Source organism: Arsukibacterium sp. UBA5043 (genome assembly GCA_002415085.1).
Lineage (GTDB): Bacteria > Pseudomonadota > Gammaproteobacteria > Enterobacterales > Alteromonadaceae > Alishewanella.
The window spans coordinates 104,138-116,778 of the sequence record DIBV01000004.1; the positions used below are offsets into that span (position 1 = coordinate 104,138).

Annotated in this window: 11 protein-coding genes and 1 pseudogene; 11 read left to right on the forward strand and 1 reads right to left on the reverse strand. The window is 43.8% G+C overall.

Annotated elements, in window-relative coordinates; genetic code table 11:
• The first annotated feature begins 56 nt into the window (after positions 1 to 56).
• The 9 genes and pseudogenes from umuD (B2Q61_RS04660) to B2Q61_RS04700 all read left to right on the forward strand — a co-directional run bounded on the left by umuD (B2Q61_RS04660) (position 57) and on the right by B2Q61_RS04700 (position 8,754).
• Positions 57 to 488: a translesion error-prone DNA polymerase V autoproteolytic subunit gene (umuD, locus tag B2Q61_RS04660; RefSeq protein WP_290619988.1), complete on the forward strand. Its 432-nt coding sequence runs from the start codon at positions 57 to 59 to the stop codon at positions 486 to 488.
• Between the two features lie 17 nt (positions 489 to 505).
• Positions 506 to 604: pseudogene (locus B2Q61_RS04665) on the forward strand (hypothetical protein); the annotation flags it as partial.
• Positions 605 to 705: 101 nt separating this feature from the next.
• Positions 706 to 2,235, forward strand: coding sequence for a site-specific integrase (locus B2Q61_RS04670; protein ID WP_290619992.1), 1,530 nt, complete (start codon positions 706 to 708; stop codon positions 2,233 to 2,235).
• Complete coding sequence (locus tag B2Q61_RS04675) at positions 2,236 to 4,083, forward strand: hypothetical protein (RefSeq protein WP_290619994.1); 1,848 nt, start codon at positions 2,236 to 2,238, stop codon at positions 4,081 to 4,083.
• The gene (locus tag B2Q61_RS04680) at positions 4,080 to 6,065 is read left to right on the forward strand and encodes a hypothetical protein (RefSeq protein ID WP_290619995.1); all 1,986 of its coding nucleotides are present in this window, start codon (positions 4,080 to 4,082) and stop codon (positions 6,063 to 6,065) included. Before B2Q61_RS04675 ends, B2Q61_RS04680 begins: the two co-directional genes overlap by 4 nt.
• A gap of 1 nt (position 6,066) precedes the next feature.
• A complete protein-coding gene (locus B2Q61_RS04685; RefSeq protein WP_290619996.1) occupies positions 6,067 to 6,507 on the forward strand; it encodes a hypothetical protein in 441 nt (146 codons plus the stop codon).
• Between the two features lie 108 nt (positions 6,508 to 6,615).
• Positions 6,616 to 7,047 carry a translesion error-prone DNA polymerase V autoproteolytic subunit gene (gene umuD / locus B2Q61_RS04690; protein ID WP_290619998.1) on the forward strand — a complete coding sequence of 144 codons (432 nt, stop codon included), beginning with the start codon at positions 6,616 to 6,618 and terminating at the stop codon, positions 7,045 to 7,047.
• On the forward strand, positions 7,044 to 8,321 hold the full coding sequence (gene umuC / locus B2Q61_RS04695; RefSeq protein WP_290620000.1) for a translesion error-prone DNA polymerase V subunit UmuC: 1,278 nt from the start codon (positions 7,044 to 7,046) through the stop codon (positions 8,319 to 8,321). The genes umuD (B2Q61_RS04690) and umuC overlap by 4 nt, the downstream gene beginning before the upstream one ends.
• A gap of 223 nt (positions 8,322 to 8,544) precedes the next feature.
• Complete coding sequence (locus B2Q61_RS04700) at positions 8,545 to 8,754, forward strand: antitoxin Xre/MbcA/ParS toxin-binding domain-containing protein (protein ID WP_290620002.1); 210 nt, start codon at positions 8,545 to 8,547, stop codon at positions 8,752 to 8,754.
• 762 nt (positions 8,755 to 9,516) lie between these two features.
• Here the strand turns inward: B2Q61_RS04700 and B2Q61_RS04705 are convergent.
• Complete coding sequence (locus B2Q61_RS04705; RefSeq protein WP_290620004.1) at positions 9,517 to 11,481, reverse strand: LTA synthase family protein; 1,965 nt, start codon at positions 11,479 to 11,481, stop codon at positions 9,517 to 9,519.
• 104 nt (positions 11,482 to 11,585) lie between these two features.
• Between B2Q61_RS04705 and B2Q61_RS04710 the strand changes: the two genes are divergently transcribed.
• On the forward strand, positions 11,586 to 11,942 hold the full coding sequence (locus tag B2Q61_RS04710) for a diacylglycerol kinase (protein WP_290620006.1): 357 nt from the start codon (positions 11,586 to 11,588) through the stop codon (positions 11,940 to 11,942).
• A complete protein-coding gene (locus tag B2Q61_RS04715) occupies positions 11,936 to 12,640 on the forward strand; it encodes a phosphatase PAP2 family protein (RefSeq protein WP_290620007.1) in 705 nt (234 codons plus the stop codon). Before B2Q61_RS04710 ends, B2Q61_RS04715 begins: the two co-directional genes overlap by 7 nt.
• Position 12,641: the final 1 nt, after the last annotated feature.

The window sequence follows — 12,641 nt, forward strand, 5'->3', positions numbered from 1 at the left end:
TTGCCAATTTATGCCTGGCTGATATACTGTATACATAAACAGTATTTGAGGTGTGTATGGCTGCAGTATTCATTGGCAATGCCAGTATCTGGCCACGGCGGCGGATACCCTTTTACAGCGACCCGGTGCGGGCTGGTTTCCCATCACCGGCGCAGGACTATATTGAGCGTACGCTCGACTTAAATGAGCTTTGTATTCGCCATCCCACGGCCACCTTTTTTGTGCGGGTGGAGGGGGATTCGATGATCGATGCCGGCATTTATGACGGCGATGTGCTGGTGGTTGATCGGGCTATTAATGCCGAGCATGGCGATATTGTGGTGGCCGCATTAGGCAATGAATTTACGGTAAAAGAGTTGTGTACCCAGCCGCTGCTGCAGCTGTTACCGCGCAACCCAGCTTACCAGCCTATTACGCTGACGGAAGGGGATGAGCTGAATATTTTTGGCGTGGTCACCAATGTGATCCGGCAAATGAAGCGCAAATGAGCAGCAAAGATAACAGCGTGTTTGCGCTGGTGGACTGCAATAACTTTTATGCCAGCTGTGAAAAACTGTTCCGGCCCGATTTAGCCAAGGTCCCGGTGGTGGTGCTGTCGAATAATCACCCATACACTTTATTTTCCACCTTCTAACTAGCCACTTTTGTTAGTGTTATGAATTTAGTATAGATTATCAATTAACTGATTGGATTAATGAGCGTGATATGGCTATCGCTTACGAAATAAAAACAACCGAAATAAAACCTTTTTCATATAGAACGCCTTTAATAGATGTTGATGCAGACGGTGTATTGTCAGCAAAGTACTCACGACAACATCCCGTCCACATCAAAAGACTTGTCTTACTAAACTTAGTTGGTCGAGATGAAGCAGGTAATATTGTCTCTTACGAACCAATAGAGCACGTTAATCGATTTCTGATTGCACACCATGTCTATGACAATAAGCAAGAATCAGAACAGTACAGCAAGGGGCTGCTTCATTATTTTTCATTCTTACTGGAGCTGCAGCGCCTGTGGGATGAAGAATACGACGAAGATCTATATGACGAACTGGTCGATCTTCCAAGACCTACTTGGGATTCCTTTCCCTTACGCAAGCACGAAAAAGTTACCTATCAGTATCGTGAAGCCCTGAAACAGGCCGTCTTAGAACCACGCGACCCTAGTCTATCGATCGCCAGAACAACAGCTAAAGCCTATTTGGGCGCCGTGGTGAAATTCTATTCTTTCCATATTCGTGATGGGTATCAGTTCAACAACCCTCCCTTTGAGCACGAAGTAATCACTATACAATACCAAGCTAGTGGTACTTCAATGAGAGCGTATATGTCGAAAGATGTCCACACTACAGACTTGCGTCTGAATTTCGGTGGTTCAAAGCGAAATGAAGGTGGCGCTTTACCATCTTACCGGAGAGATTTGAAACCTTTGACAGACAATGAATGGAGATCTGTAGAGCACATTCTAACCAACACTCATCGAGTGGTTAAGAGCATTGGAGGAAAACGGACAACAGCCAAGCTACAAATCGAATACTGTCTTTTCTTCCTTATTGCAAGATATACAGGCCTTCGAAAGGAAGAAATTGCAAGCTTGCACAAAGGGCAAATCGTTAAACCTAATCTAAGCCAGAAAGTAATGCGAATTGGGGTTGGAGGTGAGTATGGATCTTTCACCAAGACAAAGGGCGGTGGAAATAAGTCACGACGTACAATCATTCCAACTCGCATTATGCAACTACTCTTTGAATACACGCTTAGCAACAGATTCAAAAAGCGATTGGCCAAATTTAAAGAACTATGCAAGAAAAAGCGAAACGCAGGCGAGGCAGGCTACTTTGATGGAGAAGACGGCGTCGACGAAAACAAAGATTATCTATTTATCAGTCAAACAGGAAAACCCTTATTCACCAAGCTATCAGAAGCTAATGCACGTTGGAATGAAGTGAGATCAACAGTCAAAGCGTCTGCAGGAATAGACGTTGAAGGTGTTATTCACAACTTAAGAGCTACTTTTGCAGTTTCACTGTTTAGGTTGTTGCTGCGAAGCACAGAGGTTGACACAGCTCTTGCTCTGATCTCTGATTGCTTGGGGCATGATGATGAGTCTACGACCTTGATGTACCTCAAAATGGCTCAAGATGAACCTACGGGCGATGAGATATATGAGGATATACTGGACTACCTCGGTGCCTTTGAGAACCTAGATAACTTAAAATTCGTGGGTCAGTAGATGGCACTAGACAAGCCTAACAAACGCAGAGCTTTACAGCCAACTAAAGAGCTAGTTAGAAAAAACGCGGAGGTTCTAACGCTTCATCCGGATGACATGGTGATTGTATCACCTAAAGGCCCTTTGTATTTTAAACGTCTGCTGTATAAAAATTGCCCCAATGTTATCACCATCAGTGAGCCCTCCCCCAGCATTCCATTAGTTGATATGCAGAGAGTAAACTTTGTCCGTAAAATGTTGGGGGTATTCAGTGCAGGCGTTACTGCTACTACACAATCAAGGTTTTCAGTTTTAATAAAGTTCATTCAGTGGGTAGATTCAAACAACAAAAGCCCTATAAACGGCGACTGGTTGCACTGGAATTTAATTGATGGCTTTATGAGTTGGTGTGGACTTCAAAATAGCAAAGGGGAACTATCCCGCCAAACATGGGGACGCTATAGAACCAACATGGCATGGATTTTAAACCGTCTGAATCGAGCTCAGGAAGCCAAGAATCTACCCGCCGTAAAAGGTGTTTTAAAGCACACTACACATCATTCAGGACTTGATGTGGAAAACGAGCTCAAGCCAATTGTAAAGAGGCTCTTTCAAGCATATAGAGACTTATTAGCACACTACACTGCCGGCACTCATCCAAAGCGTCACCCACTCTTCGACAGAGATTTGTTAGAACGGATTGCAAAGGAGAAAGGGCTTAAGGGGCTTAACAGAGCTCACCATTTCGGAGCCTTTAGTAAATCGGTAAACCCAGCACTAGGACATCCAAACAATCATATTTCAAAAATAGCCATCACGATTTGTTTTATGTTTACAGGCATGAATACTACACCACTGCAGGCCATGAAAATTTCAGATATTCGCTTTCGTGAAGTTCAGGGAGGGAAATATATTCTTGATTCAGTAAAGGGTCGGGCCGGCTTTCAAGAGCAAGATAACGCTCTTGGATTTAGTAAATATGCTAAAGAGTTTATTGAAAGTTGGATAGCTGTATCAACAAATATGGCTAGTGGCAATAAAGACGCTTACCTATTTCCTTATTATTCCAAAGCGGGCGTAGCCATGTCTTTTAACGACAGTCAACGAGCGACACTCGTTGGCGTCAGTGGTCTTCTTGAAAGGCTCGGTTACCCCAAAATCACTCCATCCATACTTAGAAAGACCAAGATGGACACCCTATTTCGTGTAACTGAATCCGTGTATCTAGTCTCTCTATCTGCGAATAATAGTATTAATGTAACGCGCTCTACCTACTCAAATGGAACAGTAGGAGAGCATGAAAATAAACTCAGAGCTGCCATGGAGGCTAAGTTTGCTCATGCAAAAGGCGATGACATATCTTCTGCTGTAAAAGCCGCTAAATTCAAATACGCAAGCGTTCTTGACAACTACGAGTATGAGCGCTTAAGAAGCGGACAAAATAGAAGTTACGAGTCCAGGACTCCCATTGGCGTTAGGTGTAATAACAACCAGATGGGCACAGCGAACAGCATTCACAAAATGCTCGGGAGGCTGGGTATTCATGCTAATGACAATGAAAAGGCATGTACCAGCTTTCTTAATTGCTTTAATTGCGAGCAGCATGCTCTTGTGGCTGACACTACTGATATTTGGCTGATGCTGTCTTTCCAGGAGACATTGCAACAACTTGAACAAACACCTGCTATAAACTCTTTGCCGCCCCAAGAAATGAAATCGATATTAGATACGATTGAAAATGTTTTGAAAGGTTTCGGTGAAAAATCACCAGACAAATACATGCAGGCTACTGAACTTCAGAAAAAGTCTTCACACCCTCTCTATTCAAGTATTCATAGCCTAAATGACTTATTGGAGGTTTTCGTGTGACTGAGAAATCTATTGGAAATCTCAACTCCTTGCCGACTTATGATCAACAAAAGGTAATAAGCCGCAACTCTGATAACAGCCCAAGGAGCTACATCTTTGATACTAACTGGGACTTTTTAGGTACAGTGAAAACTGGTGTCGGAAAAAATACTGCAATCAGTTTTTATAACACTGATATTCGATACCGGGCAGTCATTCAATCTACTCTTGCTTACTTTGTTGAAAGCTACAAAGAAAAAGAGAAAGTCCACCCATCAATTCCTCAAATGACTCACTGGTGTAGAGGGTTAGCATATATTTCTGAGGCGTTAAACGGAACGAACTGGGACGCGTTATCTGACGACAAAATTTACTCAACATTCAAAAGAAATTTTAGGGAGATTATAAAGAGTAGAGACTTATCCCAAAACATTGTTAATAACACGGTAACAACGTTAACTCTTCTAACCCGGCACCAACTCTGCCATAGAATTTTTAGTATAGCCGACCTAAATGTGGCAAGCAGTAAAGTCCGCAGGCAACATATCGCAATACCTATTGGCATTTACCAGCAACTTTTAAATCAGGCTATAACTGCAGTGGAGACTTATCACCCTTTTCGTTTTGAAATTAACAATGCAATGTGTGAGACATTTGCGATATACAACGAAGAGAAATTCCGCACTGGACGCTCCAAAACCCCTTCCAATGTAAATGAGAGGACGCTACGAAGAACAAGTCAAATTCAGCACAAAATCCCCAATTTTAATCCTACTCGCGATGCTACTTTCTTAACTCATTTGATGAGTCCTTGCGCGATTGTTTTGTTTGCATTCAGCGGCATTCGAATTGGCGAATTGAAAAGTTTGACGAAGGATAGTTATCAAGAGCGACTTATCTCTGACGACAAATCCATAAGCATATTAAAGGGTGAAACCACCAAAGGAACAGATGGGCTTCCCAAATCAAAAGTATGGCAAACCCATCCAATCGCAAAGGCTGCTCTTGAACTCGCTTACGACTCAACTCAGTGTCTTCGTGATCTCTATAAGCTTGAGATAGAAGGTAAGTACAGGGAAGCTAAATTGTCTATGGATGAGTATCAAACAGCTTTGAGGGAGATAGAAAGCGTATTTATAACTCTTAAAATAGTTGGGAACCAAAAATCTTACTCTCGGGCCACTCTTGGGAGACATGTCGGCATCTATTATCAGGGGTTGAATATCAAAGCAACGAAAGAAGATGTAGACAGCTTTAACACGCTTAACCCAAGCAGGAATGGTCAACTTAAAGAGAACGGATATCTACCCAGGCTGAGCCCACACGACTTCCGCCGTACCTATGCCGTTTTTTTCAGGCGCTACGGGTTTGGCACTTCTACAAGCATAAAATTCCAGTACAAACATACAAACATCAATATGTCTGACTATTATGGAAACAATGCTCAATTACAAGCTATGGAAGATATCTTACTTGATAATGATTTGCTCGAATTAATGCACAATGAGGGCATCACAATGGGTGTCGATATCTTTGATGAAATATTTAACGAGTCTGATCATTTAAGTGGGGCCGGCGGTGAACGAATTGCTAAAGATAAGTTTGCAAAACTCGGTAGCGATGATCGCGTGTATATGACCCGTGCAGAAATTGAGACTTTAGTGCGAAACGGAACATTGTCAGTCGTTAAACTGCCTACAGGCGGATATTGCATGAACGCTTCATGCAGCAGAGTGTGTGGAATAGGTGAATTTGCAGCAGAGATTAAGCCGTGCGAACATCAAGTTATCACAGACAATGAAGCAAAGGTGATACAAAGGCAAAATTTGCGCTTAATTAAGACGTTTCGGAGTCTGAATTCAGGGGACCCGCTGATGAACAGTATATTGATAGCCACAAAACAAAAAATTAAGCGCAACGAGCAGTTAATCAGTAAGCATAATCTGAAGTTTGAAGTATTTGACGACAAAGTCAAAGGCGTGATCGAGACAAACGAGGTTTGATATGGCATCAAAAGAGACCACGGAAGGACGGCTGAGAGAAGCACTTCAGCGCTTGGTGGAGAGGCGCCCTGTCCGAGTGAAACTGAAAGGTAGGCTAACTCTAAACAAAATCAATAACGAAGCAGGTTTAGGTAACAGCTACATACATAAATTTGAGGACTTTGTTAAGAAGGAAGCTTTACCGGCTATAGATAAGTACAACTCAAATTATGATCCTCTTAAGGCCCAGCTCTTAGAAGCTGGCAGCGAGATCACGGAGGTGGAGAGGCTAAAAGTCAAACTCAAAAAGGAAATTGCGCTCAAGGAGCAGTACCGAAGAGAGCGTGATGATCTTAAAGTTATAAACAAAGAGCTTGAGACACAAAATAGCTCATTAATGTTTAGAGTTTATGAGCTACAAGATCAGGTTCGTAAGGATTACAAAGTAAGCCCGTCCCGCTGATAGTGAAACAAAGCTTAATCATACTTCAAATGCGGCTGATCAATTCATGAAGCTTGCCAATTATGCCTTTGCTGGTAGACTGTATGTATATACAGTGTGGAGATTTATATGTCAGTAGCGTACCTTGGTGATGCGAGTGTTTGGCCAAAACGTAAGATCCCGTTGTATGGCGACCCGGTAAAAGCTGGGTTTCCTTCGCCTGCGCAAGATTATATTGAACGCACGCTTGACTTAAATGAGCTGTGTATCCGTCACCCTAATGCGACCTTCTTCGTTCGGGTGGAAGGCGACTCGATGATAGAGGCAGGTATCTATGAGGGCGATGTCCTGGTGGTAGACCGCTCTATTGATGCCGATCACGGCGACATCGTGGTAGCGGCAGTGGGCGGTGAATTTACTGTGAAAGAGTTCTGCACCCACCCGTCACTCGCTTTATTGCCCCGTAACCGAGCATACAAGCCAATTCGGCCACGTAGTGGCGAAGAGCTCAGCATTTTTGGTGTTGTGACGAACGTTATTCGGCAAATGAAACGCAAATGAACCAAAATATTTTCGCTTTGGTCGACTGCAATAACTTCTATGCCAGCTGTGAAAAATTGTTTCGTCCAGACTTGGCCGATACGCCAATCGTTGTGCTTTCTAATAATGATAACTGTGTAGTTGCCCGCTCTCAGGAAGCGAAAAAACTGGGTATTAAAATGGGCGTGCCGGTATTTCAGGCACGCGAGCTGATGCAAAAACATGGCATAGTGGCATTCTCATCCAACTACGCACTCTATGCGGATATGTCGCAGCGGGTGATGAATACACTGGAAAGCCTCGCTCCAAGGGTTGAAGTGTATTCGATTGATGAGGCCTTTCTTGATCTTACCGGAGTAGACTTTAGTCAGAATCTGACTGAGTTTGGTTTAACGGTAAGACAGCTAGTGCAAAAATGCACAGGTATAACAGTGTGTGTCGGTATAGCGCCCACCAAGACATTGGCCAAACTCGCTAATCATGCAGCAAAGACATGGCAGAAAACCCGCGGCGTAGTCGATTTAACCAGTAAAGAACGCCAGCGTAAGCTGTTAGCTCTTCTACCGGTGGCCGAGGTATGGGGTATCGGCGGCAAGCTAACAAAACGCCTTCAGCAGTTAGGTATCGATACCGCATTGCAGTTGGCCGACGCTGACCCTAAGTTTATTCGGCAACATTTCTCGGTTGTGGTAGAGCGCACAGTGCGTGAACTGAATGGCGAGTCTTGTATAGCACTGGAAGAAATGGCGCCGACGAAAAAGCAGATTGTCAGCAGCCGGGCTTTTGGTGAACGTATCACCGACAAACAACAAATGCGTGAAGCGATTAGTGAGTACATTAGCCGCGCCTGCAAAAAGCTGCGCCAGGAGCAGCAGGAAGCAAAGTACTTAACCGTTTTTCTGCGTACCAGCCCGTTCAGCGATAAAGATGCACCTTATAGCGCCAGTAAAAGCGTTGAGCTTGATAGCCCGACCGGTGACACCAGAATTTTCCTGGCCAAAGCTATGCAGCTTTTGGATGGGCTCTGGCTGGATGGGTATCGTTACGCCAAAGCCGGCGTGATGCTTTCCGACTTTTACGACCCCGGTGTGCATCAACCTGGTCTTTTTGATGAACCGCTCATTAAAAAAGAGTCAGACCACCAATTAATGAAGCTGATAGATAATTTGAACGCCAAACATGGTAAAACCATTTGGTTTGCCAGCCAGGGTACCAAGCAGGACTGGAGCATGAAGCGTGAGTTACTGTCGCCAGCCTACACTACGAACTGGCGCGATTTACCAGTAGCAAAGTAAACCCGAAGATAGCTAAATACTGCTGTGACCCCGTGCTCATTTGAACTTATAATTCATTCGTCACAACTGACCGGTGACCAGGAAACTGGGGTTGTTGATGCCGGAGCAACGCTCCCCCAGCCCGTGAGCGGGATAAAAAGGCTCCCCGGATTTACTATCAAAGGCATAATTTGATCGGCATTCAGCACATCAGCTTTCCACTTCAGGTATCTAAGGCAAGTACATGCAAAACAATCTGACTTGTTCAGAACTGCAGCTCGAGCATGAGCTAAATGTCATTTTTAATAATGATAAAGCTCAGATAAATGAGTGGCTTGATACGCCCATACCAAGGTTAAGTGGTCAATGCCCTCGCAGCTTCCTTGTTACAGACGAAAAACGCAAAGAACTGTTTCTAGTGCTGCAACAAATGAAGTTTGGCGAGATGGCTTGATCGACTGCTTTGAGCGAAAAGCAGAAATTTCTCTCCGCATCATAGTACTCATGCGAAAGTATGCTTTGCTTGATAGAGCGGACATTAACGCCTGAAGTTGGACGGACTTTTAACCGCAAAATGGCATGTGTCTCAACCACAGTGTCCAGCATCCATTCGTCGAGTTGATTGTCACTCGGATCGTGCTTCTCAGTAAGGCAAGCTAACTTTTTACTACAACAATCATCTTCAAAGCGATCTGCTTCTATTGATTTCCGTAGATCACGCAATTAAGTTGGATTGACAATGTTAGGGGGCGCTAATTTGTCCTTGCTCTGTAGATTAAATATGACTATTCATATCGACATAAGCTCAATGCAACTTGAAATTTTTGCTTTTTGAGCTTAGAGTGATATTTTTAATAAGTTTCTAATTTACTGGTTGGCTCAACTTGTTTTAAAAACACGGCGCGCTGGTGCGACTGTTTCATAATGAGCGAGTCCTACAGGCAAATCCTAATTTACAAACAAACCATGCAATGAGGTATTCTGCGTCAGACACAGATCCTCTTAGTGAGGGTCAGCCGTGATTCTGGAAATTCCTCATCAAATAGCATATAACTATATGAAATTAATAAACTATATAATTTCACTTTGTTGCTACTAACTTAGCTGTTTAAGATCAAGTCGAACCCTCACTATGACTATTAGGACTTTTTCTCATAAGGAGGCAAAGATCGTATTGTTACTCAATTGATTTCAAAGCCATCTAAAACCACATAATTTAAGGCTTTTGGTCTGGTAATCGATATGCTTGTTGCCGATATAAGTAGGACGGAAGTAACACCTGCGCCAAGGTACGTTTTATTTGTACATCTGACACCGAGCCCGCTTCAATTGTTACACTTTTTGCAACGGGATCATAGATCGCACCAATAGCCGGCTGTTGAGGTCGCAGAATCGTTAGCTGTTGCTGCTCCATCAGCGCAAAGTATTGATCAAACTGCATGAATGCTCGGCCAGAGCTACTATCGTCACGGGCAAAGTCGCGGCCAATTAGCGGTGTGCTGCCGCTAATACCCATCAACGACAGCATTGTTGGGGCTAAGTCGATCTGGCTGGCTACTGGCTCAATACGCTTCGGAGTAATGTCTGCGCCAAGGATCAGGGCCGGAATATGAAATTTCTCTACAGGAACCAAGTTATTGCCGTATACCCGGTTATCATGATCTGCCACAATCAAAAATAAAGTATCCTGCCAGTATGGCTGCTCTCGTGCCTCTGAAATAAATTTACCCAGCGCATAGTCGGCATATTTTACTGAATTATTCATGGTGGCTTTGGGCTGTTCGTACAAACTTATACGACCGTCCGGAAACTCAAACGGCGTATGGTTAGACGAGGTAAATACCAAGCTGAAAAACGGCTGTTTCTGCTGATGCATGTCACTAAAATGCTTGGCAGCTGCTGTAAATAAATCCTCATCGCTGGCCCCCCAACTACCTACGAACACAGGGTTTGACATTTGCGGTAAGTCAATAATCTGATTAATGTCATTTCCGGTAAAAAAGCTGCGCATATTGTCAAAATGTGCCTCTCCACCATAAATAAAACTGGTATTATAGCCTTGCTGTGTAAGTGTACTGCCAAGCGTATAGAAATTCTGCTGCGATAACGACAATTTAACTGTGCTTTGTGCTGGTGTCGGCATAAAACCGGATACTACCGCTTCAATTCCGCGCACTGAACGGGTTCCGGTTGCGTACATTTGCTCAAACCACCAGCCGTCATGTTTCAGTTTCTCTAATTCCGGAGTTACCGGTACACCACCGAGTGACTCGACAAAGGTTGCGCCCAAACTTTCCTGCAAAATGATCACCAGATTAAGCGGCTTACTTCGTTTCATGGCCGCTTCTCTATAGTGTAGAGTCGGCAATTCGGAGTTGTTAAAACTGACATGTTTTAGCCAAGGCCAGTCTAATGCCAGTTTTAACATTTCAGCATCCGGTAACTTGCCGTAAATTTCGCTCGAACGAGCCTCGTGTTTCATATTGTAAAGTGCATACAACACAGAATAAGGCGAGTTGATAATCAAGGAATTAACGAGCGCATCACTGGTAATGGCAAACATGGCGGGATTCGCCGGCCGATGTTCAGTAGTTGAACGCACGGCGGAAAATACCAACAGCACCACTAATGGCCAACTAAACCAGAATATTTTGGCTGGATATGGCTGCGTTTTTGTTGTTACATTGATAAATACTCGGTTTAGCAACCATAGCATAAACACTGTAACAGCAACGCCCCCCAATAACATGGCACGATAACCCTGCCATAAAGTGCTGAATACTTCTTTGGGGTATTTTAAATACTCGATGTAAAGCCGGTTTGGGCGGATATCGTATTGCAAAATAAACTGCGGCGTGGAAACTTCAATAAAAATAGCCAGACACAGGCCCAATAAAACCCAAAAATGGCTAAAGCCTCGCCACAGGAAAAAGCGCTTTTCACCTGCCAGCAGCGGGGCCAATAACACAGGAATAATTAACCACAAACCGGCAAAAATCAGGTCTGCTCTTACTCCTTGTAGTAACATCGTGCTGATATCTCCTGCAACACTAACTCGGTCAAACTGCCAGACAAATAATCCCACCCTACTAGCAGTTAACAACAGCAAAATGAGCAACACCATAACGGCATACTGCAAATATGGGCCGAGAAACCAGACAACTTTTGAGGGTACAGGCATGCAAGAAGATCCTAAAAATTTTTGTGCATGCTAGCCCCCAAAGCTTAAGCAAATCTTAAGCTAATCAAACTATCTTAGTGGCATCAAAACCAGTGGAGAATCAAATGAAGTCGGAAGCTAAAGGGATCAGTCGGCTGTGGTTTGCTAGCAAATACTCCTGGCAGGGGTTAAAAGCAGGATTACACAGTGAAGCCGCATTGAGACAAGAAATAGCCGCAATGGCTATATTGTTACCAATTGCTATGCTGGTAAACGTAGAAGCGTCAGAGCGCGCTTTACTGGTATTGTCACTATTCTTTGTACTTATTGTCGAATTATTAAACACCGCAGTTGAAGTTGTTGTTGACCGTATTGGCGCTGAGTTTCATCCGTTGAGTGGTAAAGCTAAAGATCTCGCCTCTGCTGCGGTGCTTGCCAGTTTGATCTGTGCATCCTGCGTATGGGGTATCATTTTATGGTGATCCGTCAATTTTTGCTTAACAAAACGTCTCATGTGCTGTTTGCTGGTTTTGTCGTTTTGATACTGTTGTTTGATGTTGCCGGGTTGGACGTATGGTTGGCGACCAAGCTCTATGCTCTAGAAGGCAATCAATGGGCACTCAGGGAGCATTGGTTGACAGAGGATATACTGCACAAAGGCGCCCGAAAATTAAACTATATTCTTGCATCAGCCGTGTTACTCACCACGGTGTATTACCATTGGCTAGATAAAACTAATCCAAAACTCAGTAATGCATACCTGGCATTGACGATTTCGCTGATAAGTTCTTTTGCGCTAGTAGCGTATTTTAAAGCCATTACCAATATTGCCTGCCCCTGGAGTTTGTCATTGTTTGGCGGTATTGAACCTTATATACATTTGCTGCAAACACGGCCGTCCAATTTACCTTACAGTCAATGCTTCCCCGCTGGTCACGCTAGTGTCGGTTATGCTTGGGTAGCGTTGTATTACTTTTTTAAACACTCCCGGTATCAGTACCGATTTTTCGGCCTTGCCGCTAGTTTAGTTTGTGGGTTTTTGTTGGGTATTACTCAGCAGCTGCGAGGTGCGCACTTTATGTCACACGACATTACGACACTGTTTATTTGTATCTGTTGCGCCAAACTCAGTTTTAGTGTGTTTTTTCCGCCGGCAATAATAACCGCCAGAGAATGCTAAC

What these genes read in the sequence shown, in the direction of transcription:
- B2Q61_RS04675 (WP_290619994.1), top strand. Translation starts at nt 2,236, where the DNA reads ATGGCACTAGACAAGCCTAACAAACGCAGAGCTTTACAGCCAACTAAA.
- B2Q61_RS04685 (WP_290619996.1), top strand. Translation starts at nt 6,067, where the DNA reads ATGGCATCAAAAGAGACCACGGAAGGACGGCTGAGAGAAGCACTTCAG.
- umuC (WP_290620000.1), top strand. Translation starts at nt 7,044, where the DNA reads ATGAACCAAAATATTTTCGCTTTGGTCGACTGCAATAACTTCTATGCC.
- B2Q61_RS04705 (WP_290620004.1), bottom strand. Translation starts at nt 11,481, where the DNA reads ATGCCTGTACCCTCAAAAGTTGTCTGGTTTCTCGGCCCATATTTGCAG.
- B2Q61_RS04670 (WP_290619992.1), top strand. Translation starts at nt 706, where the DNA reads ATGGCTATCGCTTACGAAATAAAAACAACCGAAATAAAACCTTTTTCA.
- B2Q61_RS04715 (WP_290620007.1), top strand. Translation starts at nt 11,936, where the DNA reads ATGGTGATCCGTCAATTTTTGCTTAACAAAACGTCTCATGTGCTGTTT.
- umuD (WP_290619988.1), top strand. Translation starts at nt 57, where the DNA reads ATGGCTGCAGTATTCATTGGCAATGCCAGTATCTGGCCACGGCGGCGG.
- umuD (WP_290619998.1), top strand. Translation starts at nt 6,616, where the DNA reads ATGTCAGTAGCGTACCTTGGTGATGCGAGTGTTTGGCCAAAACGTAAG.
- B2Q61_RS04710 (WP_290620006.1), top strand. Translation starts at nt 11,586, where the DNA reads ATGAAGTCGGAAGCTAAAGGGATCAGTCGGCTGTGGTTTGCTAGCAAA.
- B2Q61_RS04700 (WP_290620002.1), top strand. Translation starts at nt 8,545, where the DNA reads ATGCAAAACAATCTGACTTGTTCAGAACTGCAGCTCGAGCATGAGCTA.